Source organism: Ancylobacter novellus DSM 506, assembly GCF_000092925.1.
GTDB lineage: Bacteria > Pseudomonadota > Alphaproteobacteria > Rhizobiales > Xanthobacteraceae > Ancylobacter > Ancylobacter novellus.
Window position 1 is genome coordinate 822,609 of record NC_014217.1, and the last position, 23,650, is coordinate 846,258.

The window sequence follows — 23,650 nt, forward strand, 5'->3', positions numbered from 1 at the left end:
TCGAGCACCAGTTGCGCCGGGCCGGTCGGCATCGGATCGTCGATCGCGGTCTCCTCAGCCATGACGGATCCTCGGATTGATCGCGACGTAGAGCAGGTCGACGATGAGATTGACGAGGATGACGATGGCGGAGATCAGCATGATGCCGCCCTGCAGCGCCGGGTAGTCGCGGCGGGCGATCGATTCGATCAGCCATTTGCCGACGCCCGGCCAGGCGAAGATGGTCTCGGTGAGCACGGCGCCGGCGAGCAGCGTGCCGGTCTGCAGGCCGATCACCGTGACGACCGGGATCAGCGCATTGCGCAGCGCGTGCAGGCCGACGACCCGCAGCGGCGCGAGGCCCTTGGCGCGGGCGGTGCGCACATAGTCCTCGCCCAGCACCTCCAGCATGGAGGAGCGGGTCATGCGGGCGATCACCGCGAGGGGAATCGTGCCGAGCACGATGGAGGGCAGGATGAGATGCGCCACCGCCGCGCCGAAGGCGCCTTCCTGGTCGGAGAGCAGGCTGTCGATCAGCATGAAGCCGGTGACCGGCTCGAAATAGTAGTTGATCAGGTCCATGCGGCCGGAGACCGGCGTCAGCCCGAGATATTCCGACATGAACATGATGAGCAGCAGGCCCCACCAGAAGATCGGCATGGAATAGCCGGCCAGCGCCGCCGTCATCACCGTGTGGTCGAAGATGCTGCCGCGCTTCACCGCCGCCAGCACGCCCGCCGGGATGCCGAGCACCACGGCGAAGAGCAGCGCGCAGATGGACAGTTCCAGCGTCGCCGGGAACAGCACGAGGAACTCGTGCAGCACCGGCGTCTTGGTGACGATGGAGACGCCGAAATCGCCGTGCAGCAGGCCGTTGGCGTAGTCGAGGAACTGCTGCCACACCGGCTGGTCGAGGCCGAGCTCGTGGCGCAGCTGGGCGAGGCGCTCGGGCGCGATGCCGCGCTCGCCGGTGCGCGCCTCGATGGGGTCGCCGGGCACGAGGCGGACGGCGACGAAGGTGACGAACATCAGCGCCACGAAGGTCGGCAGCGTCAGCGCGACGCGGCGGAAAAAGAATCGGAGCATCGAGATCCCGGGCTCGGACAGCCTCCCCCGCGCGCGGACGGTTCCGACGGAACACGGCTCTGCACGGCGGTGGGGAAGGGTGTCGGTCGGAGGCGGCACAAGCCGCGCTCCCGTGTGCGGCACGGGCCGTCCTGCTCAAAGGCAGCGGCCCGGCGGCAGTTTCCAAAACGCACGGTGCCGGCGGAGCGCTCCCTCCGCCGGCACCGGCTGGCTCACTTCAGATCGACGCCGTAGAACTCGTGGCGGCCGAAGGGGCTGACCTTGTAGTCGACCACTTCCTTGCGGGTCGGCTCGTAGACCACCGAGTGGGCGATGGTGAACCAGGGCGCATCTTCCTTGAAGATCACCTGCGCCTGCTCATAGAGCTTGGTGCGCTCGGCGGTGTCGGAGATGGTCTTGGCCTTCTCGATCAGCGCGTCGAAGTCCTTGTTGCACCACTTGGCGAGGTTCTGGCCGCCCTTGCGCGCGGCGGGGCAGCCGAGCAGGAAGAAGAAGTTGTCCGGGTCGCCATTGTCGCCGGTCCAGCCGAGCTGGCCGGTCATGTGCTCGCCTTCCTGCATGCGCTTGCGGTACTCGCCCCACTCATAGGAGACGAGCTTGGCATTGATGCCGAGCTTGGCGAGGTCGGCCTGCATCATCTCGGCGATGCGCTTGGCGTTCGGGTTGTAGGGGCGCTGCACCGGCATCCACCACAGGTCGATGTCGAGCGGGGTCTTCACGCCCGCGTCGGCCAGCATCTTCTTGGCCTTCTCGGGATCGTAGGGGTAGTCCTTCACGTCCTTGTTGTAGGACCAGATGGTCGGCGGGATCGGGTTGATCGCCGCCTGGCCGGCGCCCTGGTAGACGTCCTTGATGATCGCACCCTTGTCGATCGCCATGTTGAAGGCCTGGCGGACCTCCTTCTTGTCGAAGGGGGGCTTCTCGACGTTGAACGCCCAGTAGGCGATGTTGAGGCCCGGCTGCGAGAGCAGGTTGACCGCGGGATCGGTCTTCATGCCGGCGATGTCGGCCGGGTTCGGCGCGATCATCACATGGCACTCGCCCTTCTTCAGCTTGGCGTAGCGCGCGGTCGGGTCGGGGGTGATGGCGTAGACGAGGTTGTCGAGCGCCGGCTTGCCCTCGAAATAGGCCGGGTTGGCCTTGTAGCGGATCACCGCGTCCTTCTGGTAGGCGACGAAGGAGAACGGGCCGGTGCCGACCGGAATCTGGTCGAACTGCTCGGGGGTGCCCTTCTTCAGCAGGAAGTCGGCATATTCCTTCGAATGGACGGTGGCGAAGTCCATGGCGAGGTTCGCCAGCATGGGCGCGTTCGGCCCCTTGAGCACGAACTTCACCGTGTGGTCGTCGACCTTGTCGATGCTGGCGAGCAGGTCGGGCATGCCCATGTCGTTGAAGTAGTCGTAAGCGCCGCCGGTGACCTTGTGGTACGGATTGTCCGGCTTCCACATGCGGTCGAAGGTGAAGATAACGTCGTCGGCGTTGAAGTCGCGGGTCGGCGTGAAGCCGTTGACGCCGGAGTGGAACTTCACCCCCTTGCGCAGCTTGAAGGTGATTTCCTTGCCGTCGTCGCTCACCGTCCAGCTCTCGGCGAGGCCGGGCACCACCTTGGTGGAGCCGCGCTCGAACTCGACGAGCTGATTGTAGACAGGGCGGGCGGCATCGAAGCTGGTGCCGGTGGTATTGAGTGCCGGAGTGAAGTTCTCCGGGCTGCCTTCCGAGCAGTAGACGAGCGTTTTGGCGGCGAAGGCGGGCGCGGCGAATGCCGTGAGCATGGCAGCCGCCAAGGCCACTTTGGTAGTGATGACCGACATGAAAAGTCCCCTCTAACGGACAGCGCGGGCGTGGCGTGCCCATTGCGTGGGCCGGCCTATTGTTTGATCGCCGCGGTCCTGTGACGCACTCAAACACGGTTCAGAAAATTGCGCAATGACACTTACCCCCCCGACCTAAGTCGCATGACGTACGGGAGTAGGGGCGCTACGGCGGGTTGTTTCACGCGCCGGGATGCACGCCGTCGTGCGAAGTTGTAAGACCGTCGGGCCGGCGCCATCGTCGGGTCATGTCGCCGTGCCGTTCGGGAGACGTCTCATGAGTGCCGCGCCGTCCACAGCTCTCGCCGCCGCCCCGGCGGCTTCCGCCAAATCCGTCCGGGCCAGCTTCGACTGGAGCGATCCGTTCCATCTCGACGGGCAGCTTACCGAGGAGGAGCGGCTGGTGCGCGACACCGCGCGCGACTATGCGCAGGAGAAGCTGGCGCCGCGCGTAACCTCCGCCTTCATGGAGGAGCGCTTCGACCGCGAGATCATGAACGAGATGGGCGAGCTCGGCCTGCTCGGCCCCACCATTCCCGAGGAATATGGCGGCGCCGGCCTCGGCTACGTGTCCTACGGGCTGGTGGCGCGCGAGGTGGAACGGGTCGATTCGGGTTACCGCTCGGCGATGAGCGTGCAGTCCTCGCTCGTCATGCACCCGATCAACGCCTATGGCACCGAGGCGCAGAAAAAGAGGTTTCTGCCGAAACTCGCCACCGGCGAATGGATCGGCTGCTTCGGCCTGACCGAGCCGGATGCCGGCTCCGACCCCGCCGGCATGCGCACCCGCGCCGAGAAGATCGACGGCGGCTACAGGCTGACCGGCTCGAAGATGTGGATCACCAACTCGCCCATCGCCGACGTGGCGGTGGTGTGGGCGAAGTCCGCGGCGCATGACAACGACATTCGCGGCTTCCTGGTCGAGCGCGGCGCCAAGGGCTTCTCGACGCCGAAGATCGAGAACAAGCTGTCGCTTCGCGCCTCCATCACCGGCGAGATCGTGCTCGACGGCGTCGAGGTGCCGGAGGAGAGCCTGCTGCCGGGCGCCTCGGGGCTGAAGGGGCCGTTCGGCTGCCTCAACCGCGCGCGCTTCGGCATCGGCTGGGGCACGATCGGCGCGGCGGAAGCCTGCTACGCCTCGGCGCGGCAGTACACGCTCGACCGCAAGCAGTTCGGCAAGCCGCTGGCGGCGACGCAGCTCATCCAGAAGAAGCTCGCCGACATGGCGACCGAGATTGCGCTCGGGCTCCAGCTCGCTTTGCGCGCCGGGCGGCTGTTCGACGAGGGGCAACTCCCCGTCGAGGCCATCTCCATGCTGAAGCGCAACAATTGCGGCAAGGCGCTCGACATCGCCCGCCTCGCCCGCGACATGCACGGCGGCAACGGCATCTCCGCCGAGTTCCCGGTGATGCGCCACATGGTGAACCTCGAGACGGTCAACACCTATGAGGGCACGCACGACATCCACGCGCTGATCCTCGGCCGCGCGATCACCGGGCACCAGGCGTTCTTCTGAGGGGGCTCGAACAGGGTTGTCATCCCTGGGCTTGACCCGGGGATCCACGCTTCTTCGCGCACCGGAAAGACGTGGATGGCCGGGTCGATCCCGGCCATGACGGTGTGAGTGCGGGAGGTCGCCTAACCCTCCGCCGCCAGCGCAGCGATCAGCATCTGCGCGGTGGCGGGGTTCATGGCGAGGGGGATGTCGTAGACCAGCGCCACCCGCATCAGCGCCTTGACGTCGACATCGTGCGGCTGGGCGGTGAGCGGGTCGACGAAGAACACCAGCGCCCGCACGCGGTTCTCGGCGATCAGCGCGCCGATCTGCTGGTCGCCGCCGAGCGGGCCGCTCTTCAGCCGGGTGAGCCGCAATTCGGGACAGGCTTCGAGGATGCGCCCGCCGGTGGTGCCGGTGGCGACGATCTGGAAGCGGGCGAGGACATGGCGGTGGGCGATCGCCCACGCCACCATCTCGTCCTTCTTGCTGTCATGGGCGACGAGGCCGAGCAGGCCCGGCCCGAGGGATTCGCCAAGGGTCATGCGCGGCTCGTCATGCGTCAGATGTTGTACATCAGGTCGGCGTCGGGTGTGTCGGCGAACACGATCATGTCCTGCAGCGACATGCCGTCGAGGATCTCCGACATGGCGTCGCGCACCTTGCTCATGGTGATGCGCACCGAGCAGGTGGCGAGGTCCTCGCAGTCCTGGCACGGCACATAGGCGCTCTTGCTCGCGCAACTGATCGGGGCGAGGGGGCCGTCGAGGGTGCGGATGATGTGGCCGATGCGAATCTCGCGCGGGGTCTTGGCCAGCGCATAGCCGCCGCCCGGCCCCTTCTTCGAGCGCAGCATGCCGGCATTGCGCAGTTCGAGCAGGATGGCGTCGAGGAACTTCTTGGGGATGTTGTTCGCGGTGGCGATCTCCTGGCCCATGGCGCTCGAGCCCGGCTCGATCCGCGCCAGATAAAGCATCGCCTTCAGGCCGTACTTGCCCTTGTTGGTCAGCATGTCCGTTCAAAAATCCCGGCGCGCGGCGGAAGCGAATCTCCCGCCGGCAGCATGCCATATAGATGGTAGATCAGCCGGATTTTCACCAGAAGGCGAATCTCAGCGTGCGGCCTCCACGGCGGCGACCTGCGGTGCGGACGGCCCTTGGCCGAACGGATGGGCAAAGAGGACCGCGCCGATGATCGCGGCATAAGCGAGCGCGAACAACAGCTTGTCACGATAGCGGCGGGCGCCGGCCTCTCTCATCGGTTCCTCTCCGAGTGAAGAGGATAATCTATAAACAATGTGGGATTTTGTAAAGGAAGGCGCGCTCAGCTCAGCGCCGCGGCCTCGAAGGCGGCGGTAAAGGCGGCGACGCGGCGGTCGATGCGGATGTCGGAGGTGCGCAGCGGCCGCACCAGCGACAGCCCCTCCAGCGAGCGGGCGCGGGAGAGCGCGACATAGGCCTGACCCGCCGCGAAGGCGCCGCTGTCGAAATCGATGCGCACGTCGTCCAGCGTCAGGCCCTGCGCCTTGTGCACCGTCACCGCCCAAGCCGGGACGAGGGGAAGCTGGGTATAGGTGCCGACCACCTTGGCGGCGACCTTTCCAGTCGTCTCGTCCCAGTCGTAGCGGATGCGCTCCCAACTGGTGCGCTCGATCTCGACGAGGCCGGCGCCGTCGAGCCGCACATAGGCGCGGTCATGCGCCAGCCCGGTGATGGTGCCGACCGAGCCGTTGACCCACTGCTTCTCGGGATCGTTGCGCACCGTCATGACGCGGGCGCCTACCTTCAGCACCAGCGTCTCGGGGACGGGCAGCCGGTCATTGGCGAGGTCGAACTCGCCCTCGCTCTTGCCCTCATAGACGCGCCCGTCGTCGGCCAGCGCCGAGAGGCCGCGTTGGTTGTAGGCGTCGACACGCATGTTCGTCGGCGCCAGCACCACCGGGATGCGGCCCGGCCGGTGCTCGCCGAAGGAGGCTTCGTTGATCGCCGCGACGGCCTCGTGGACGTAGCGGCCCGACCGCAGCGACGCGAGGTGGGAGACGAAATAGCTGTCGGTCTGGCGGTGCACCTGCAGGAACGGCAGCCGGGCCGGCTCCACTTCCCGCAGCACGCGGGCATCGAAGGCGAAGGGACCCTCATAGCCGAGATGGCCGAGGATCTCGCGCTCGGTTTGCGGCACGACGGGCGGCAATTGCAGGAAGTCGCCGACGAGCACCACCTGCACCCCGCCGAAGGGCGCCGGATCGCCGCGGGCGATACGCAGGCAGCGGTCGACCGCGTCCAGCACGTCGGCGCGCACCATCGACACCTCGTCGATGACGAGGCGCTCCAGCTTCTTCATCAGAGTGCGCTTCGGCGAGCGCGGCTTGACCTGGTCGGGATCGACGAGGCGCGGCGGCAGGCCGAAGAAGGAATGGATGGTCTGCCCGCCGAGCTGCAGCGCCGCGACGCCGGTCGGCGCCAGGAAGGCCTGCCGCCCGCCGCCGTGGCGCCGAAGCGCGTGCAGGAAGGTGGTCTTCCCCGTGCCGGCGCCGCCCAGAACCATGACGATGGGCGCGCCCTCGCGCACCTTCGCCAGCGGCCCGGCGAAGGCATCGTCGGGCACGGCGGGTCGAATCGGCAGGCTCGGCTTGGCGTTCATCGGCGCAATGGAGCACAGGAGGGAGGGCAGGGCGAATGTTGGGAGGGCTTCCGTGGACCGTCATCCCCGGGCTTGGCCCGGGGATCCACGACTTGGGCCGGTCGCGCGGCGTTTCCGAAGACGTGGATGGCCGGGTCAAGCCCGGCCATGACGGCGTGCGAGCGGATCGCGTCCGACCAATCCTCTTGACGATATTCAATGCGTCTTGATCAGCACCAGCCCGATGACGATCAGCACGGCGGCGACGATGCGCTCGCGCCTCAGCGGCTCGTGCAGCACGATCACCGCGATCGCCGCGCCGAACAGCACGCTGGATTCGCGCACGGCGGCGACAAGGCCGATCGGCGCCTTGGTCATCGCCCAGACGGCGATCCAGTAGGAGGTGAGCGACATTGCCGCGCCCGCGACGCCCGGGCCGACGAAGGATAGCGTCGAGGCGATCGCCCGCCGCCCCTTCCAGGCGAGGCCGAGGGCGGTGACGGTGACGCCGTCCAGCACGAACAGCCAGGCGGCGTAGAGGTGCGGGCTGGCGGCGGCGCGCGCGCCCATGCCGTCCACCAGCGTGAAGCCGGTGATGGTGAGGCCGCAGATCAGCGCGAGGCGTAGCGCCGTGCGGTCGAAGGCGGCGGCGCCGCGCCGGCGCCAGGCGATGGTGAGGATGCCGAAGGCCAGCAGCACCACGCCGAGGAAGGCCTGCAGGTCGATCGCCTCGCCGATCAGCGTCACCGACAGGATGGTGGTGAGCAGCGGTGCGCTGCCGCGGGCGATGGGGTAGACAAGCCCCATGTCGGCGCGCCGGTAGGCGCCGGTCAGCGTCAGGTAGTAGACGACGTGGAGCAGCAGGGCGGCGATGATCCACGGCCAGACATGCAGCTCCGGCAGGCCAAGATAGAGCGCGATCGGCAGGGCGATGACGCCGCAGGCGGCGTTGACCAGCACCACCGCGAGGAAGGGATCGAGCCTGATCTTGAGGACGGCGTTCCAGCCCGCATGCATGGCGGCGCCGGCGATCACCGCCATGAAGACGTGGGGTTCCATGGATGCGGGATAGGCTTGAGGGGGCGATTCGTGAATCGCTACGTTCGTTGGAAGCTTAGCCGGAGAAGGTCGCGGCGCGCCGCTTATTTCCTGCGTCGCCCCGGACGATCCGGCACGCCGTCATCCCCGGGCTTGGCCCGGGAATCCGCGACTTTTCGCATGCGCTGATCAAGGCGTGGATGCCCGGGCCGAGCCCGGGCATGACGTTCGACGAGGGAGCGGCCGCCTTCGAGGGGCGGCCCCGCCTCACACGCCGAGCTGGGTGACGAACTTGGTGTTCACATAGGCTTCCATCGCCTCGGTGCCGCCTTCCGAGCCGTAGCCGGAATCCTTGATGCCGCCGAACGGCACCTCGGGCAGGGCGAGGCCGTGATGGTTGATCGACACCATGCCGCTCTCGACCCGGCGGGCGAACTCGTCGGCGCGGGTGCCGGAGGTGGTGTAGGCATAGGCGGCGAGGCCGTAGGGCAGGCGGTTCGCCTCCTCGATCACCGCCTCGGTGGAGGAGAACGGCATGATCGGCACGATCGGCCCGAAGGGCTCCTCGTTGAGGATGCGGGCGTCGGCCGGCAGGTCGGTCAGCACGGTGGGCTGGAAGAAATAGCCCTTGTTGCCGATGCGGGCGCCGCCGGTGCGCAGGGTCGCGCCCTTGGCGACGGCGTCGGCGGTGAGCGCCTCCATCGCCTCGACGCGGCGGGCATTGGCGAGCGGGCCCATGCGCACGCCGTCCTCGAGGCCGTTGCCGACCTTCACGCCCTGCACGGCCTCGGTGAAGCCATCGACGAAGCGCGAATAGATGTCCTCATGCACGAGGAAGCGCGTCGGCGAGACGCAGACCTGCCCGGCATTGCGGAACTTGGCGCCAGAGAGCAGCTTCACCGCCACCTCGACGTCGGCGTCCTCGAACACCACGGCCGGGGCATGGCCGCCGAGCTCCATGGTGACACGCTTCATATGCGCACCGGCGAGCGCGGCGAGCTGCTTGCCCACCACGGTCGAGCCGGTGAAGGTGATCTTCTTCACGATCGGGTGCGGGATCAGGTAGCTGGAGATTTCCGCCGGCACGCCGAAGACGAGGTTGATCACGCCCTTGGGCAGACCGGCATCCTCATAGGCCTTCACCAGCGCGGCGCAGCTCGCCGGGGTCTCCTCCGGCCCCTTGAGGATGATCGAGCAGCCGGCGGCAAGCGCGGCGGAAATCTTGCGCACCGCCTGGTTGATCGGGAAGTTCCACGGCGTGAAGGCGGCGACCACGCCGACCGGCTCGCGGTGGACGATCTGCTGCACGCCCGCCGCGCGGGCGGGGATCAGCCGGCCATATTGGCGGCGGCCTTCCTCGGCGAACCAGTCGATGATGTCGGCGGCGGCCTGGGTCTCCAGCCGCGCCTCGGGGAGCGGCTTGCCCTGCTCCATGGTCATGATGCGGGCGATGTCCTCGGTCCGCTCGCGCAGGATCTCGGCCGCCTTGCGCATCAGCTTGTAGCGCTCGTGCGGGGCGACGTGGCGCCAGGTGGAAAAGCCCTTCCCGGCGGCCACGAGCGCGGCGTCGAGGTCGGCGCGGCTCGCATGCGCCAGCGTGCCGATGACCTCCTCGGTCGCCGGGTTGACGATCGGCTGGCTGGCGGCGCCGCCGTCATGCCCGTGCCCCTCGCGCCACTGGCCGTCGATGAAGAGGAGGACGTCGGGATAGGAGACGGTGGACTGCATGGCCGGACCTTTCGGGCGTGGGGGTGGGCCATACCTAATACCGCCGGCGCGCCGCGAAAAGGGGCAGTCGGGGCCTGCCACGCGGGAACCTGAGCCCGGCTCGCTCGTTCACGAGGGAAGGCCGCCGGTATCCGGCGCCGGAGTGCGAGGGTGACGATGACCCTGACCGATGCCGATGTGGACGCGCTGCTGCGCCTGGCCGCCGCCGCCGTCATCGGCATGGTGATCGGCATCAACCGCGACCTGAAGGGCAAGCCGACGGGCATGCGCACGCTCGGACTGGTCTGCATGGGCGCGACTTTGGTGTCGCTCGCGGCGATCCGGGTCACCGACCTCGCCCAGCACCCCGACGCCATGAGCCGCGTGGTGCAGGGCATCCTGCAGGGCGTGCTCACCGGGGTCGGCTTCATCGGCGCCGGGGTCGTGCTGCGCGACCCGGAGGCGCTGGAGGTGCACGGCCTGACGACGGCCGCCACCGTGTGGGTGACGGCGGCGCTGGGCATCGCCTGCGCGCTCGGCGACTGGCACCTGATCGCGCTCGGCGTGGTCATCACGCTGGTGCTGCTGGTGGTGGTGAACCCGCTGGAGCGGGTGATCGAGCGCCGGGCTCGGAAGCCGAGGTCGCGGGTCTCGGACGAGAACCGGCATCCGCAGCCGGAAGGAAGAGGGACGACGCATGCCGACCGTTGATCGCCTGCGCGAGGACATCAACCGGGGCCGCACCGGTGACAAGGTGCCGTTCCATGATCCCGCCGCCGCGCCGCTTGGCACCGATGACGAGGCCGCCGGCACGCCGCCGACGCCCGAGGACGTCGCGACGGCGCATGCCGCCGAGATCGGCGGCGATGCGCGCCGCGGCCCGGCGGTGACGGATGAGCGTTCGCGCTCCTATGACGGGCAGGCGCCCGACACCCTGCCCGGCAGGGTACCCACCCCCTGGCCCGGCGGGCGCCGCCGCAACCGGCGGGCCGCCTTCATGCTGCTGGGCGCGGTCATCGCCATGGGCGCGCTGCTGTCGGTCTGGGCGGCGCTGATGTCCTGATCCCCATTGTCCCCGCGCCGATGAAACGGGAAGATGCGGCAGGCCGGTACCGGCCTGTTCGCATTGGGGGGGAAGGATGAATCGTTCGGGGGCGTTCAGCCGTCGTGCCTTGCTGGTCGGCGGCGCGGCGAGCGCCGGCGTCGCGCTGGTCGGTCCGGGCCTTGCCGAGGAGGCGACGACCTCCTCACCGCTGCCCCCGGCGCCCGACCGCTGGGACAGCCTGAACCGCCTCACCAATGGTGCACTGCTGCGGCCGACCGACGCCCGCTTCGCCAACGAGGCGCTGCCCAACAATCTGCGCTACCGCCACATACGGCCCGAGGGCATCGCGCCCTGCGCCTCGCCGCAGATGGTGGCGGATGTGCTGCGCTGCTGCCGCGACTACGACGTGCCCTTCGCGCTGCGTGGCGGCGGGCATTCCTATGGCGGTTATTCCTCCAGCCGCGGGCTGGTGATCGACCTCTCGCCGATGAACGGCATCGACTACGACGCCGCCACCGGCCAGGTGCGGGTCGAGGCGGGCGCACTGAACCACGAGGTCTACGCGGCGCTGCGCGAGGCGGGGCGGATGATCACCCATGGCCGCTGCCCGAGCGTGGGCGTCGCCGGCTTCCTGCTCGGCGGCGGCATCGGCTTCAACATGCGCCGGCTCGGCGTCGGCTGCGACCTGCTAACGGGCGCCCAGATCGTCACCGCCGACGGCCGGGTGCGTGACGTCTCGGCGGACAGGGAGCCGGATCTGTTCTGGGCGCTGCGCGGCGGCGGGGGCGGTATTTTCGGGGTCAGCACCGCCTTTACGCTACGCACCGTGCCGGCCGACGAGCGCCTCACCGTCTTCCGCATCGTCTGGCGCGACAAGACGCTCGATGTCGCCAAGGCGCTGTTCACCACCGCCGAGATGGCGCCGCTCTCCTTCGGCTCGCGCATCGCCCTGGCGGGGTGACACCGGCGCTGGTGCAGCAGGGACGGCAGGTGCCGGTGACCCTGCTCGGCCAGTTCGCCGGCAGCCAGGACGAGCTGATGCGCCTGCTCGCCCCCGTCTATGCCGTCGCCGCGCCCGACTTCACCGACATCAAGCAGCTGCCCTATTGGGAGGGGCAGGACTTCCTCGTCGAGGCCGGCGAGCCGGGCTGGTACCGCGAGCGCTCCGCTTTCCTGGCCGCGGCGCCCACGGCCGCCTTCCTGGAGGCTTCATTCCAGCGCCTGCAGCAATGGCCCGGCACCGGCGCACAGAGCTCGCTATTCTTCTTCCAGACGGGCGGTCGGATCAACGAGAAGGCGCCGGACGAGACCGCTTTCGTGCATCGCCAGACCCGCTGGCTGGCGGTGGTCGGGGCGAACTGGAGCGAGGACGACAATCTGCGGCCCGAGGTGACGGGCCGGGCTTTCGAGTGGCAGGACGAGCTCTTTGCCACGCTTGGCAGCCATGGCGGGCGAGGCGCCTTCGTGAACTTCCCCGACCCGGCGCTCGGCGACTGGCGCCGGCGCTATTACGGCACCAATCTCGACCGCCTCATGCAGGTGAAGCTCGCGGTCGATCCGAACAATGTCTTCCACTTCCAGCAGTCGCTGTAGCGGCGGGCCGTGTCGTCAGGCACTCCTACTGATGACCGTCATCCTGAGGTACCCGGCCAGAGGCCGGGCCTCGAAGGATGCTCGTCCGGGTGCGCTTGAGCGACCATCCTTCGAGGCTCGCTCCGCTCGCACCTCAGGATGACGGTGCATTGCGGGGCAAGCCGAAAGGCTGGTTCCCCGGGTCAAGCCCGGGGATGGGGGAGGATGGAATCAGGCGGCGCGCTCAGCGCGTGTCCCGCAGGATCTCGCGCTTGCCGGCATGATTGGCGGGGCCGACGATGCCCTCGTTCTCCATCCGCTCCATGATCGAGGCGGCCCGGTTGTAGCCGATCTGCAGCCGGCGCTGGATGTAGGAGGTCGATGCCTTCTTGTCGCGCATGACCACGGCGACCGCCTGGTCGTAGAGGTCGCCGGGCTCGGCGCCCATCTCGGTCTTGTCGAAGACGGCTGCGTCTTCAGTGATCGGCTCCTCGTCGTCCTCGGCGGTGACCTCGTCGAGATATTCCGGCCGCGCCTGGCATTTCAGGTGCTCGACGACGCGCTCGACTTCCTGGTCCGAGACGAAGGGACCGTGGACGCGCGAGATGCGCCCGCCGCCGGCCATGTAGAGCATGTCGCCCTGGCCGAGCAGCTGCTCGGCGCCCATCTCGCCCAAAATCGTGCGTGAATCGATCTTCGACGTCACCTGGAAGGAGATGCGGGTCGGGAAGTTGGCCTTGATGGTGCCGGTGATGACGTCGACCGAGGGGCGCTGGGTGGCCATGATCAGGTGGATGCCGGCGGCGCGGGCCATCTGCGCGAGGCGCTGGATCGCGCCCTCGATCTCCTTGCCGGCGACCATCATCAGGTCGGCCATCTCGTCGACCACGATCACGATGTAGGGCAGGGGAGCGAGATCCATGATCTCCTCCTCCTCGATGACCTCGCCGGTCTCGCGGTCGAAGCCCTTCTGCACCGTGCGGGTGATGATCTCACCCTTGGCGGCGGCCTCCGCCACGCGGGCGTTGAAGCCGTCGATGTTGCGCACGCCGAGGCGGCTCATCTTGCGGTAGCGGTCCTCCATCTCGCGCACCGCCCATTTGAGGGCGACGATCGCCTTCTTGGGGTCGGTGACAACGGGGGTGAGGAGGTGCGGGATGCCCTCATAGACCGAGAGTTCCAGCATCTTCGGGTCGATCATGATCAGCCGGCACTGATCCGGGCGGTGCCGGTAGAGCAGGCTCAGGATCATGGTGTTGATGGCGACCGACTTGCCCGAGCCGGTGGTGCCGGCGACCAAGAGGTGCGGCATGCGGGCGAGGTCGACGATCACCGGCTCGCCGCCGATGGTCTTGCCGAGCGCGATGCCGAGCTTGGCCTTGGCGCCCTCGAATTCGTGGCTCGCCAGCATCTCGCGCAGCCACACCGTCTCGCGGCGCTGGTTGGGCAATTCGATGCCGATGACGTTGCGCCCTTCCACCACCGCGACGCGGGCGGAGAGCGCGCTCATGGAGCGGGAGATGTCGGCCGAGAGGCCGATGACGCGGCTCGACTTGATGCCGGGCGCCGGCTCCAGCTCGTAGAGCGTGACGACGGGGCCGGGATTGGCGTCGATGATCTCGCCGCGCACGCCGAAATCGTGCAGCACCTGCTGCAGCTTCACCGAGTTGCGGTCGAGGAACTCGGCCGAGAGCTCGTAATCCGGCTCGTTCGCCGGCACTTCGGTGAGAAGCTCCAGCGGCGGCAGCTCATATTCGGCGGTCTCGACGGGAGCGGGACGCGGCGCAGGCGCCGGGCGAGGCGCGACGACCGGCGCCGCCGCCTTCGGGGGCTCGGGCGCGCGGACGGGTGCCGGCGCGACGCCGGGAACCGGAGCCGACGCGGGTTCGGGCGCCGGGGCGGGCACCATGCCGACCATCGGCCAGGAGAAGGAGACCTCAGCCGGGGTCACGCTGTAGCCGAAACCGGGCAGGGAAGCGGCCGGCGGCACGGCGGCGGGCGCCTCGACGACGGGGATCTGCGGCGCGGACGCGGCCTCGATCGCCTGCGCGACGAAGGCGACGTCGGTTTCTTCCTCGTCCTCCTCCGGGAAATCGTCGCCGAAGGCCTCGGCGAAATCCGCCTCCTCGTCCTCGTCATAGGAGACGAAGCGGTCGTTCCCAGCCTGTTCGGCGAGATAGGCCTCCTCGGCCTCCTCCATCGCCTCGGCGGGATCGTTGGCAGCGGCGAACTCCTCCGGCATCCAGGCCGGCGGCTCGTCCTGCGGCGCGGGCATCACCGGCGGCACGTCCCAGCCGAGCTGGATCATGCCGGCGATCTGGCGGATCGAGCGCGGCGCCTCGGCGGGCATCTCCGCCGCCGGCGGGTCGAACGGTGTCACGTCGGCCGGGCTCAAATCGGCCGGGGTCGGCTGGGCCGAGAGCGCACGGCGGGCATGGGCGGCGATCAGCGCCTTCGGCACGGCGCCGAGCGGCGGCTTGCGCGGCGGCACGCGCAGCACCGGCGTCTGCGAGGGACGCGGCGGGATCGCGGTCGCGGTTGTGGGCTCGGGCAGCGCCGGCACGGGTTCCGGCGCCGGCTGGCGCAGCAGATAGTCCGGCGTGCGGGTGAAGCGGGTGTTCGGCGGCATGCTGAAGGGCTGCAGCCAGCTCGGCACCATCGTACCCATCGTCGGCGCCACCGCCGGCTTCTTACCCTTGGGCGCCGGCGGGGCGTGCGTGACCTGTGGGTTGGCCCGCGAGAACTGGTGCGTCGTGCGGGGCGGCTCCCCGGTAGTGGAAGCCTTGTCCGCCTTGGGATCGGAGGGACGCGCCGGATTACGCATGGACGCCAGAACCTTTGCCGCTGCTGCCGTTGGGCCTATGGCCCGCGGTGCCTCGGGGGCGCCGTCGTGCCGTGCTCCATGGTTAGGAGCACAGCGTTAATGAAGGGTATGGAGCAGCGGGTTTTCCCCGGCCTGTGGCGTCGTTGCTACGGGAACCTTCGGCCGCCGTCCGACCCCTTATCCAGCAAAGCGTCCTCATCCTGAGGTGCGAGCGCAGCGAGCCTCGAAGGATGGTCGTCTGAGCGCACCCGAACGAGCATCCTTCGAGGCCCGGCCTTCCGGCCGGGCACCTCAGGATGAGGTTGTTCGGATGCGAGAGCTCTCAGACCGGCAGGCCGAGCGTGGCGCGGATTTCCGGCGCCATCAGGTCGTGCGTCTCGGGGTGCTTCATCATGTAGCGGCCGAACACCGAGCAACGCGGGATCACCGACAGGCCGCGCTGGCGGGCGCTGGCGAGCCCGGCCTCGACGAGGCGGGTGGCAAGGCCCTTGCCGCCGAGCTCGGGCGGGACTTCCGTGTGGGTGAAGATGATGTGGTCCGGTGCGAGTATGTACTGCGCGACGGCGAGGTGGCCATCCTGCTCGATCTCGAAGCGGTCGGCTCCGCGGTTGTCGCGGACCGGGACTTCGCCGTTCATGCTCATGATCTGCTCCTTGGGTGCGCCGCGTTTATGAGTGAAATCGTATCGGGCGCGATTGGGATATTGTCGACCAAAACGGCCGCCGCGTCGCCCCCCTTCATTGCGTGGGGTGAATTTATCGGCTGCCTCCGATATAGGGCGCGGGGATCCATCCGGAAGGCTCGTCGATGTCCGCACACACACGCCGCCTGCCGCACGCCGATCTGCTCGCGGCGCTGGAGACCCGCCGTTCGGTGCCCGCCGCGGGCCTGTGCGAGCCCGGTCCGTCTGCCGACGAGGTGCGGCGGCTGCTCGCCATCGCCGCCCGCGTTCCGGACCATGCCATGCTGGTGCCGTGGCGCTTCATCCTGATCGAGCGCGAGGCACGGGGCGAGATCGGCGCGCTTCTCGCCGACGCCTATCGCGCTGGCAACCCGCAGATGCCGCCGGAGAAGCGCGAGAAGTTCGCCGGCATCATGTCGCGGCTTTTCCCCGCGCCGCTGGCCATCGTCGTGGTGAGCCGGCCGAACCGCGAGACGATGATCCCCGTGGTCGAGCAGGAGATGTCGGCCGGCGCCGTGTGCCTCAATTTGCTGCACGGCGCGCAGGCGCTCGGCTTTTCCGGCATCTGGGTGACGGGCTGGGCGGCGACCAACGACGAGGCGCAGCGCATCCTCGGGGTAGGCGAGGGCGAGCGCGTCGCCGGCATCGTCCATATCGGCACGGCGAAAGAGCCGCCCGCGGAGCGCCCACGCCCGGAGGTGGAGGCACTGGTCACGCGCTGGGCGAAGCCGGGGTGAGCTTCAAAGCAGAAGGCCGCCCCGGCTGCCCGGGACGGCCTCTCTTCTGGCGCTTCCTCGAAGGGGCGATCAGGCCGCCGCGGCCTGGGCCTGCTTGGCCTCGCGGCGGCGGGCGGTCAGGATGAACTCGGTGTAGCCGTTGGGCTGCGTGCGGCCCTCGAAGACCAGGTCGCGCGCGGCACGGAAGGCGACGCCGTCATAGGCGGGGGCCATCGGCTCGTAGAGCGGATCGCCCTCGTTCTGCGCATCGACGACCTTGGCCATGCGGCGCAGCGTCTCCTCGACCTGCGCCTCGGTGACCACGCCGTGCAGCAGCCAGTTGGCGACGTGCTGGGAGGAGATGCGCAGCGTGGCGCGGTCTTCCATCAGCCCGACATCGTGGATGTCCGGCACCTTGGAGCAGCCGACGCCCTGGTCGATCCAGCGCACGACATAGCCGAGGATGCCCTGGATGTTGTTGTCGAGCTCCTCCTGCACCGCCGCCGGCTCCCAATTGCCGCGGTCGACGACCGGGATGGTCAGCAGGTCGTGCTTCGAGGCGCGGGGACGCAAACGCAACTCCTCCTGGCGCTTGAACACGTCCACCTTGTGGTAGTGCAGCGCGTGCAGCGTGGCGGCGGTCGGCGAGGGCACCCAGGCGGTGTTGGCGCCGGCCAGCGGGTGGGCGATCTTCTGCTGGAGCATGTCGGCCATGCGGTCGGGCATCGCCCACATGCCCTTGCCGATCTGGCCGTGGCCGTCGAGATGGGCTTCGAGGCCCGCATCGACGTTGTTGTCCTCATAGGCCTTGATCCAGGCCTGCGCCTTCATCTCGTTCTTGCGCACCATCGGGCCCACCTCGATCGAGGTGTGGATCTCGTCGCCGGTGCGGTCGAGGAAGCCGGTGTTGATGAAGACGACGCGCTCGCGGGCGGCGCGGATGGCGGCGGAGAGGTTGGCGCTGGTGCGGCGCTCCTCGTCCATGATGCCGATCTTCAGCGTGTTGGTCTCGAGGCCGAGCACCTTCTCGACCGCGGCGAACAGCTCGCAGGCGAAGGCGACCTCGTCCGGGCCGTGCATCTTCGGCTTGACGATGTAGACCGAGCCGGTGCGGCTGTTGCGCAGCCGGCCGGTGCCCTTGAGGTCGTGCAGCGCGATCAGCGAGGTGACCGCCGCGTCGAGAACGGTCTCGGGGATCTCGTTGCCGTCGGCGTCCAGCACCGCGTCGGTCATCATGTGCTGGCCGACATTGCGCACCAGCATCAGGCTGCGCCCGTGCAGGGTGAGCGTGGAGCCGTCGGCGGCGGTGTAGTGGCGGTCGGCGGCGAGGCTACGCTCCACCGTCTCGCGGCCCTTGGCGAAGCTGGCGCTGAGCGTGCCCTTCATCAGGCCGAGCCAGTTGCGATAGACCAGCACCTTGTCCTCGGCATCGACCGCCGCGACGCTGTCCTCGCAGTCGACGATGGTGGTGACCGCCGCCTCGATGACGATGTCGGCGATGCCCGCCGGGTCGGTCTTGCCGATGCGGTGGTGGCGGTCGATCAGCACGTCGATGTGCAAGCCGTTATTGACCAGCAGGATGGAGGAGGGCGCGCCCGCCTCGCCGCTGGAGCCGGCGAACTGGCTGGCGTCCTTCAGGCCGATGGTGCGGCCGTTCTTCAGCTCGGCGACCAGCTTGCCCTCGTTGACGCGATAGGCGGCGACATCGGCATGACTGCCGGCGGCGAGCGGCACGCTCTCGTCGAGGAAGGCGCGGGCGCGCTCGATCACGCGCTGGGCGCGCACGGGGTTGAAGCCGTTGGAGCGGCTGGCGCCATTGGCCTCGGGCAGGGCGTCGGTGCCATAGAGCGCGTCATAGAGGCTGCCCCAGCGGGCATTCGCCGCGTTCAGCGCGTAGCGGGCATTGGTGACGGGCACCACGAGCTGCGGGCCGGGAATGCGGGCGAGCTCGTCGTCCACCTTCGCGGTGACGACCTCGAAGGGCTCGGGCTCCGGCAGCAGGTAGCCGATCTCGGCCAGGAACACCTCGTAGGCGACGGGATCGACCGGCTTGTTGCGGTGGGCGCGGTGCCAGGCGTCGATCTGCGCCTGCAACTCGTCGCGGCGCGCGAGCAGCTCGGCGTTGCGCGGCGCGAAGGTGCCGACCACCCCGGCAAAGCCATTCCAGAAGGCGGCGGCCACGACCCCCGTGTCTGGTATGACTTCATTATTGATGAAGTCATACAGCGCGGTGTCCACCTTCAGGCCGGCGACGTCGGTATGGCTCATGGCGTTCCCTTTTTTCGACTGGCGGCCGGCCGCCCCGAACGGACTCCGGCTGATTGTGCTATGCGGCGTACATGGGTGCGGCGCAATACCGCACTTAGTCGGATCGCGTCCCCTCAGCAAGGGCCGACATCTGCGTCTGCGGCATGGCAGAACTGCATGATATCGCAGGCTTAATCCGGTTTTTCCAGGTCGACAGAATACCAGATACGTTGACCGTATCCTGCCAGCTCCGCGGCATGCCGCATTGCAAAAACACCCAGGAAAATCGCCGGTTTCTCGTCGAGAGAGCCGGATGTTTCGACTTCGCCGGCTCGCTTGATGAAGGTGCCACCCCGAGACGCCCGGCGATCGCCGGGGCCGCGCGGCCGGGTCTGACCCCAACCCGTCGTGCGGCGCGCCTAGCTTTCGCCCCGGGATGGCAAAGCTCTCCTCCCGCCTCATCCCGCCCGGGATGACGCGGGAGGCCGTTCAGAACTGTGCGGTCTCGGTCGATTCCTTCATCGCCGTCGTCGCGCTGGTGCCTTCGCTGAGCACGGTGGCGATGGCGTCGAAATAGGAGGTGCCGACCTCGCGCTGGTGGCGGGTGCCGGTGAAGCCCCGGCTTTCCGCCGCGAACTCCGCCTCCTGCAGCTGCGAATAGGCGGCCATGCCGTCTTCGCGGTAGCGGCGGGCGAGGTCGAAGGTCGTGTAGTTGAGGTTGTGGAAGCCGGCCAGCGTGATGAACTGGTAACGGTAGCCCATCGCCCCCAGCTCGCGCTGGAAGATCTTCATCTGCGCCTTGTCCATATGCTTGGCCCAGTTGAAGGACGGCGAGCAGTTATAGGCCAGCATCTTGCCCGGATGCGCCTTGTGGACGCCTTCGGCGAAGCGGCGGGCATCGTCGAGGCTCGGGGTCGAGGTCTCGCACCACAGAAGGTCGGCATAGGGCGCATAGGCGACGGCGCGGGCGATGCCGGCTTCGAAGCCGCCATTGTAGCGATAGAAGCCTTCGGCCGTGCGCTCGCCGGTGATGAAGGGCCGGTCCGTCTCATCGATGTCCGAGGTGATGAGCCGGGCCGATTCCGCATCGGTGCGCGCCATGATGACGGTCGGCACGCCGGCCACATCCGCGGCGAGGCGCGCGGCGTTGAGCGTGCGGATGAACTGGCGCGTCGGCACCAGAACCTTGCCGCCGAGATGGCCGCACTTCTTCTCCGACGCCAGCTGGTCCTCGAAATGGACCGCCGCCGCTCCGGCGTCGATCAGCGCCTTGGTCAGCTCATAGGCGTTGAGCTGGCCGCCGAAGCCGGCCTCGGCATCGGCGATGATCGGCACGAAATAGTCGAGTTCCGGGCCGGTGACGCCGTCCGCCTTCTCCATGGTCTGGATCTGGTCGGCGCGCATCAGCGCCTTGTTGATGCGCTTGACCACCGCCGGGACGCTGTCGACCGGGTAGAGGCTCTGGTCGGGATACATGTCGCCCGCCGAGTTGGCATCGGCCGCGACCTGCCAGCCGGAGAGGTAGATCGCCTCCAGCCCCGCCTTCACCTGCTGGATCGCCTGCGCGCCGGTGTAGGTGCCGAGCGTCGGCACGAAGTCCTGCGTCTGCAGCAGTTCCCACAGGCGGCGGGCGCCGTTCTGGGCGAGCGTGTGCTCGATGCGCAGCGAGCCAGAGAGGCGCCGGACGTCAGCGGGCCCGTAGCTGCGGCGGATGCCGCTCCAGCGGTCCGGCGCCCAGGCCGGAGCAGGGAAGCTGTCGGGGGTGGAGGTGCGAAGCGTGTCCAGCATGGTTCTTCCCTGCTGCTTGTGTGTCGGTAAGGGCGGAAGAGGGCGCGGGCGCCGTGGAGGTTACGGCGCCCGCGCCAGCCGATGCGCGAGAGGGGCGCGCGGCGGCGTCCTCGAAGCGGATCGGCCGGAAACGCGGCCTTGCGGGCATGTCCGCGGCCTAGCGGGAGCGGCGCGCATAGGTGGCGGCGACGAGCCGCCCGTCGAGCAGCGCGCTGATCAGCGCCACGAGGTCCTGGCCCGGCGCCGCCGCCAGCCGATGGCGGCCGATGCGGTGGACCACGGTGAAGTCCTGCGCGGCGAGGCCCTCCGCCTTGAAGGCGCGGCCGATCTCCTCGGCGTCGCCGCCAATGAGGGTGACGAATTCTTCCTCGCCGGGAGGCGGGGCGGTGCGTTCGGTGCCGATCATGTCAATTCCTCCTTTCGAGGTTTGTCATGTAAAGATTTAACACTCGACACGAAAAGGCAATAGATATAGCTATATCAGTGTGTTAAGCTGATAAGGCTTGTAAAGTTGACAGGCTGATTTTGTAAACCGAGCAAAGGATCGGGCCATGCTCGCCACCGAGCCACGCATAGGCAGCCGGGTGCAGCGGCTGCGCCGCGCCAAGCGCGTCTCGCAGGCCGACCTCGCGGTCGCGCTCGGCATTTCCGCGAGTTATCTCAACCTGATAGAGCACAATCGCCGGCGCATAACCGTGCCGCTGCTGATGAAGCTCGCCGGCTATTTCGGCATCGAGCCGGGCGAATTGGTGGAGAATGACGAGTCCCGCCTCGTCGGCGACCTGATGGAGCTTTTCAGCGACGACGTGTTCGCCGAGAACGCGCTGACCAACCAGGACATACGCGACCTCGCCGCCTCCAACCCCTCCGTCGGGCGTGCGGTGGTGCGGCTTTACGACCAGTACAAGACGCTGCGCGAGACCAGCCGCCGGCAGGGAGTGGTCGAGGACGAGGTCGGCTATCACCCCGCCACCGACGCGGTCTCCGACTTCATCCAGGAGAACGCCAATTATTTCCCGACGCTTGAGGCCGCCGCCGAGCGCATCCGCCACGACATCGACTTCTCGTCGGATTCCTTCGAGTACGGGCTGAAGACCTATCTGTTCAACGTGTTCGGGCTGAACTGGCGCTCGGCCTCGCTGCCGGCCGGCATCGCCCGGCGCTACGATGCCGCGGCGCATGAGCTCATCACCGCCGAGGTTTTGCCACCTGAATCCGCGCTGTTCGCCGTTGCCCACCAGCTCGGCCTGCTCGCGGCCTCGCGGCAGATCGACGAACTGATCGAGGCCGGCAACCTCGCCGCCGACGCGCCGGTGCTCACCCGCAACGCGCTGGCAAGCTATTTCGCGAGCGCGCTGGTCATGCCCTACGAGCCGTTCTTCAAGGCCTGCCAGGAGACGCGCTACGACGTCGAGCGCATCCAGCGCCGCTTCCGCACCAGCTTCGAGCAGGTCTGCCACCGCATGACCACGCTGCAGCGGCCGGGCATGAGCGGCATCCCGCTGCATCTCGTGCGCACCGACATCGCCGGCAACATCTCCAAGCGCTTCTCGCTGTCGGGCATCCACATCTCCCGCCATTCCGGCGCTTGCCCGCGCTGGAACGTCTATGCCGCCTTCCTGCATCCCGAGCGGATCAACGTGCAGATCAGCCAGATGCCGGAGGGCCAGCGCTATTTCTGCATCGCCCGCTCGATCACCAAGGGCGGCCACCGCCACAGCGCGCCGCGCCGGCACCTCTCCATCGGGCTCGGCTGCCACATCGGCCATGCCCGGCAGATGGTCTATTCCGACGGCATGAACCTCGACGATCCCTCGCAGGCGGTGCCGATCGGGGTGGGCTGCCGCATCTGCCCGCGCATGGATTGCGAGCAGCGCGCCCAGCCGCCGACCGACCACCGCTTCACGCTGAACGAGACCGACATGGCGGAAGCCTTCTACGCCTCGGCGCGGCGGGGGTTGTCGTGAGGGGGCCGACCTAGCGTTTTCCCACCGATGAACCTCATCCTGAGGTGCCGCCGCAGGCGGCCTCGAAGGATGGTCGCCACCGTGCACCCGGACGAGCATCCTTCGAGGCTCGCTGCACTCGCACCTCAGGATGAGGGTGTACTATCGGCAACGCTTCGGAAGTGGCGCACGGGAACACCGGCCACGCTCGGCCGTTGATCCGTGACGGTATCGGAGGTCACCATGGCGCGGCGCAGCTTCTGGAAGGGCTATCTCAAGCTCTCGCTCGTCACCTGCCCGGTGACGATGTCGCCGGCGACCTCGGAATCGGAAAAGGTGCGCTTCCACACGCTCAACCGCGCCACCGGCCACCGGGTCGAGGCGCGCTATGTCGACGCCGAGACCCGCCGGCCGGTGAAGGACGAGGACGAGGTTAAGGGCTACGAGATCGAGCCCGGCCGCAGCGTCCTCTTGGAGGATGACGAGCTCGACGCGGTGGCGTTGGAGAGCACCCGCACCATCGACATCGACATGTTCGTGCCGAAGGAATCCATCGCGTCGCTCTGGTACGACACGCCGCACTTCCTCGTGCCCGACGACGAGGTGGGCGAGGAGGCGTTCTCCGTCATCCGCGAGGCGATGCAGGCGACCGGCATGAACGGCATCGCCCGGCTGGTGCTCTACCGCCGCGAGCGCGCGGTGATGCTGGAGCCGCGCGGCAAGGGCATAGTCCTCTGGACCCTGCGCTATGGCGACGAGGTGCGCCAGCCGAAGGAATATTTCGAGGCGGTCGGTACGCAGAAGGTCGACAAGGATTCGCTCGGCCTGATCACCACGCTGATCGAGCGGCGCGTGCGCGACTGGGACCCGTCCATGGTGCACGATCCCGTGCAGGAGAACCTGCAGAAGCTGATCGCCGCAAGGAAGCGCAAGCGCCCGCCGGCGAAGAAGGTGAAGGAGGCCGAGCCGGAGCCCACGGCCGGCAACGTCATCTCCATCACCGAGGCGCTGAAGCGCAGCCTCGCCGCCGAGAGGGCGGCGCGGAAGTAAGGGGCCCCGCTTTGATCCGTATGCCGCCGCCACAAGATGCACGTC

At 68.3% G+C, this 23,650-nt stretch carries 21 protein-coding genes; 8 read left to right on the plus strand and 13 right to left on the minus strand.

Annotated elements, in window-relative coordinates:
- Positions 1–54: 54 nt before the first annotated feature.
- Complete coding sequence (locus SNOV_RS04000; protein ID WP_013165631.1) at positions 55–1,065, minus strand: ABC transporter permease subunit; 1,011 nt, start codon at positions 1,063–1,065, stop codon at positions 55–57.
- A 212-nt stretch (positions 1,066–1,277) separates the two neighbouring features.
- On the minus strand, positions 1,278–2,876 hold the full coding sequence (locus SNOV_RS04005; protein WP_013165632.1) for an ABC transporter substrate-binding protein: 1,599 nt from the start codon (positions 2,874–2,876) through the stop codon (positions 1,278–1,280).
- 277 nt (positions 2,877–3,153) lie between these two features.
- Here SNOV_RS04005 and SNOV_RS04010 point away from each other — a divergent pair, with 277 nt between their 5' ends.
- Positions 3,154–4,392, plus strand: coding sequence for an acyl-CoA dehydrogenase (locus SNOV_RS04010; RefSeq protein WP_013165633.1), 1,239 nt, complete (start codon positions 3,154–3,156; stop codon positions 4,390–4,392).
- A gap of 122 nt (positions 4,393–4,514) precedes the next feature.
- Here SNOV_RS04010 and SNOV_RS04015 read toward each other — a convergent pair whose 3' ends face one another.
- The 6 genes from SNOV_RS04015 to SNOV_RS04035 all read right to left on the minus strand — a co-directional run bounded on the left by SNOV_RS04015 (position 4,515) and on the right by SNOV_RS04035 (position 9,756).
- Positions 4,515–4,916, minus strand: coding sequence for a methylglyoxal synthase (locus SNOV_RS04015; RefSeq protein ID WP_013165634.1), 402 nt, complete (start codon positions 4,914–4,916; stop codon positions 4,515–4,517).
- Between the two features lie 17 nt (positions 4,917–4,933).
- The gene (locus SNOV_RS04020) at positions 4,934–5,383 is read right to left on the minus strand and encodes an RrF2 family transcriptional regulator (RefSeq protein ID WP_013165635.1); all 450 of its coding nucleotides are present in this window, start codon (positions 5,381–5,383) and stop codon (positions 4,934–4,936) included.
- A 99-nt stretch (positions 5,384–5,482) separates the two neighbouring features.
- The gene (locus SNOV_RS23730; protein WP_013165636.1) at positions 5,483–5,629 is read right to left on the minus strand and encodes a hypothetical protein; all 147 of its coding nucleotides are present in this window, start codon (positions 5,627–5,629) and stop codon (positions 5,483–5,485) included.
- A 65-nt stretch (positions 5,630–5,694) separates the two neighbouring features.
- Complete coding sequence (locus SNOV_RS04025) at positions 5,695–7,011, minus strand: ATP-dependent DNA helicase (RefSeq protein ID WP_013165637.1); 1,317 nt, start codon at positions 7,009–7,011, stop codon at positions 5,695–5,697.
- A gap of 195 nt (positions 7,012–7,206) precedes the next feature.
- Complete coding sequence (locus SNOV_RS04030) at positions 7,207–8,031, minus strand: EamA family transporter (RefSeq protein WP_244412857.1); 825 nt, start codon at positions 8,029–8,031, stop codon at positions 7,207–7,209.
- 264 nt (positions 8,032–8,295) lie between these two features.
- Complete coding sequence (locus tag SNOV_RS04035; RefSeq protein WP_013165639.1) at positions 8,296–9,756, minus strand: NAD-dependent succinate-semialdehyde dehydrogenase; 1,461 nt, start codon at positions 9,754–9,756, stop codon at positions 8,296–8,298.
- Between the two features lie 156 nt (positions 9,757–9,912).
- Between SNOV_RS04035 and SNOV_RS04040 the strand changes: the two genes are divergently transcribed.
- The 4 genes from SNOV_RS04040 (at position 9,913) to SNOV_RS24025 (ending at position 12,373) form a co-directional block, all read left to right on the plus strand.
- Positions 9,913–10,446 carry an MgtC/SapB family protein gene (locus tag SNOV_RS04040; protein ID WP_013165640.1) on the plus strand — a complete coding sequence of 178 codons (534 nt, stop codon included), beginning with the start codon at positions 9,913–9,915 and terminating at the stop codon, positions 10,444–10,446.
- A complete protein-coding gene (locus SNOV_RS23345; RefSeq protein WP_049785693.1) occupies positions 10,433–10,798 on the plus strand; it encodes a hypothetical protein in 366 nt (121 codons plus the stop codon). Before SNOV_RS04040 ends, SNOV_RS23345 begins: the two co-directional genes overlap by 14 nt.
- 76 nt (positions 10,799–10,874) lie before the next feature.
- Positions 10,875–11,741 carry an FAD-binding oxidoreductase gene (locus tag SNOV_RS24020; RefSeq protein WP_244412858.1) on the plus strand — a complete coding sequence of 289 codons (867 nt, stop codon included), beginning with the start codon at positions 10,875–10,877 and terminating at the stop codon, positions 11,739–11,741.
- Complete coding sequence (locus SNOV_RS24025) at positions 11,738–12,373, plus strand: BBE domain-containing protein (protein WP_244412859.1); 636 nt, start codon at positions 11,738–11,740, stop codon at positions 12,371–12,373. The genes SNOV_RS24020 and SNOV_RS24025 overlap by 4 nt, the downstream gene beginning before the upstream one ends.
- A gap of 223 nt (positions 12,374–12,596) precedes the next feature.
- Here SNOV_RS24025 and SNOV_RS04055 read toward each other — a convergent pair whose 3' ends face one another.
- Together SNOV_RS04055 and SNOV_RS04060 are read right to left on the minus strand one after the other, a co-directional pair.
- Complete coding sequence (locus SNOV_RS04055) at positions 12,597–15,176, minus strand: DNA translocase FtsK (protein WP_013165641.1); 2,580 nt, start codon at positions 15,174–15,176, stop codon at positions 12,597–12,599.
- 322 nt (positions 15,177–15,498) lie between these two features.
- A complete protein-coding gene (locus SNOV_RS04060) occupies positions 15,499–15,819 on the minus strand; it encodes a GNAT family N-acetyltransferase (RefSeq protein WP_013165642.1) in 321 nt (106 codons plus the stop codon).
- Between the two features lie 164 nt (positions 15,820–15,983).
- Here SNOV_RS04060 and SNOV_RS04065 point away from each other — a divergent pair, with 164 nt between their 5' ends.
- Positions 15,984–16,595, plus strand: a complete 612-nt coding sequence (locus SNOV_RS04065; RefSeq protein ID WP_013165643.1) for a nitroreductase family protein — start codon at positions 15,984–15,986, stop codon at positions 16,593–16,595.
- Positions 16,596–16,664: 69 nt separating this feature from the next.
- Here SNOV_RS04065 and SNOV_RS04070 read toward each other — a convergent pair whose 3' ends face one another.
- From SNOV_RS04070 to SNOV_RS04080, 3 genes are all read right to left on the minus strand, one after another.
- Positions 16,665–18,842 (minus strand): malate synthase G, encoded by a 2,178-nt coding sequence (locus SNOV_RS04070; protein WP_013165644.1) that lies wholly within the window; start codon positions 18,840–18,842, stop codon positions 16,665–16,667.
- A gap of 468 nt (positions 18,843–19,310) precedes the next feature.
- A complete protein-coding gene (gene aceA / locus SNOV_RS04075; protein ID WP_013165645.1) occupies positions 19,311–20,609 on the minus strand; it encodes an isocitrate lyase in 1,299 nt (432 codons plus the stop codon).
- Positions 20,610–20,766: 157 nt separating this feature from the next.
- Entirely contained in the window at positions 20,767–21,015 is a 249-nt protein-coding gene (locus tag SNOV_RS04080; protein WP_013165646.1) for a hypothetical protein, read from the minus strand.
- A gap of 145 nt (positions 21,016–21,160) precedes the next feature.
- Here SNOV_RS04080 and SNOV_RS04085 point away from each other — a divergent pair, with 145 nt between their 5' ends.
- Entirely contained in the window at positions 21,161–22,576 is a 1,416-nt protein-coding gene (locus SNOV_RS04085; protein WP_013165647.1) for a helix-turn-helix domain-containing protein, read from the plus strand.
- Between the two features lie 222 nt (positions 22,577–22,798).
- Positions 22,799–23,605, plus strand: a complete 807-nt coding sequence (gene ku / locus SNOV_RS04090) for a non-homologous end joining protein Ku (protein ID WP_013165648.1) — start codon at positions 22,799–22,801, stop codon at positions 23,603–23,605.
- Positions 23,606–23,650 lie beyond the last annotated feature (45 nt).

Excerpts from the sequence above, each read along its gene's own strand:
- SNOV_RS04085 (WP_013165647.1), top strand. The coding sequence starts at position 21,161 with ATGCTCGCCACCGAGCCACGCATAGGCAGCCGGGTGCAGCGGCTGCGC.
- SNOV_RS04000 (WP_013165631.1), bottom strand. The coding sequence starts at position 1,065 with ATGCTCCGATTCTTTTTCCGCCGCGTCGCGCTGACGCTGCCGACCTTC.
- SNOV_RS04025 (WP_013165637.1), bottom strand. The coding sequence starts at position 7,011 with ATGAACGCCAAGCCGAGCCTGCCGATTCGACCCGCCGTGCCCGACGAT.
- SNOV_RS04065 (WP_013165643.1), top strand. The coding sequence starts at position 15,984 with ATGTCCGCACACACACGCCGCCTGCCGCACGCCGATCTGCTCGCGGCG.
- SNOV_RS04005 (WP_013165632.1), bottom strand. The coding sequence starts at position 2,876 with ATGTCGGTCATCACTACCAAAGTGGCCTTGGCGGCTGCCATGCTCACG.
- SNOV_RS23730 (WP_013165636.1), bottom strand. The coding sequence starts at position 5,629 with ATGAGAGAGGCCGGCGCCCGCCGCTATCGTGACAAGCTGTTGTTCGCG.
- SNOV_RS04010 (WP_013165633.1), top strand. The coding sequence starts at position 3,154 with ATGAGTGCCGCGCCGTCCACAGCTCTCGCCGCCGCCCCGGCGGCTTCC.
- SNOV_RS04055 (WP_013165641.1), bottom strand. The coding sequence starts at position 15,176 with ATGCGTAATCCGGCGCGTCCCTCCGATCCCAAGGCGGACAAGGCTTCC.
- SNOV_RS04030 (WP_244412857.1), bottom strand. The coding sequence starts at position 8,031 with ATGGCGGTGATCGCCGGCGCCGCCATGCATGCGGGCTGGAACGCCGTC.
- SNOV_RS04040 (WP_013165640.1), top strand. The coding sequence starts at position 9,913 with ATGACCCTGACCGATGCCGATGTGGACGCGCTGCTGCGCCTGGCCGCC.
- SNOV_RS04035 (WP_013165639.1), bottom strand. The coding sequence starts at position 9,756 with ATGCAGTCCACCGTCTCCTATCCCGACGTCCTCCTCTTCATCGACGGC.
- SNOV_RS04015 (WP_013165634.1), bottom strand. The coding sequence starts at position 4,916 with ATGACCCTTGGCGAATCCCTCGGGCCGGGCCTGCTCGGCCTCGTCGCC.
- SNOV_RS04020 (WP_013165635.1), bottom strand. The coding sequence starts at position 5,383 with ATGCTGACCAACAAGGGCAAGTACGGCCTGAAGGCGATGCTTTATCTG.
- aceA (WP_013165645.1), bottom strand. The coding sequence starts at position 20,609 with ATGCTGGACACGCTTCGCACCTCCACCCCCGACAGCTTCCCTGCTCCG.
- SNOV_RS04070 (WP_013165644.1), bottom strand. The coding sequence starts at position 18,842 with ATGAGCCATACCGACGTCGCCGGCCTGAAGGTGGACACCGCGCTGTAT.
- SNOV_RS04080 (WP_013165646.1), bottom strand. The coding sequence starts at position 21,015 with ATGATCGGCACCGAACGCACCGCCCCGCCTCCCGGCGAGGAAGAATTC.
- ku (WP_013165648.1), top strand. The coding sequence starts at position 22,799 with ATGGCGCGGCGCAGCTTCTGGAAGGGCTATCTCAAGCTCTCGCTCGTC.
- SNOV_RS24020 (WP_244412858.1), top strand. The coding sequence starts at position 10,875 with ATGAATCGTTCGGGGGCGTTCAGCCGTCGTGCCTTGCTGGTCGGCGGC.
- SNOV_RS04060 (WP_013165642.1), bottom strand. The coding sequence starts at position 15,819 with ATGAGCATGAACGGCGAAGTCCCGGTCCGCGACAACCGCGGAGCCGAC.
- SNOV_RS23345 (WP_049785693.1), top strand. The coding sequence starts at position 10,433 with ATGCCGACCGTTGATCGCCTGCGCGAGGACATCAACCGGGGCCGCACC.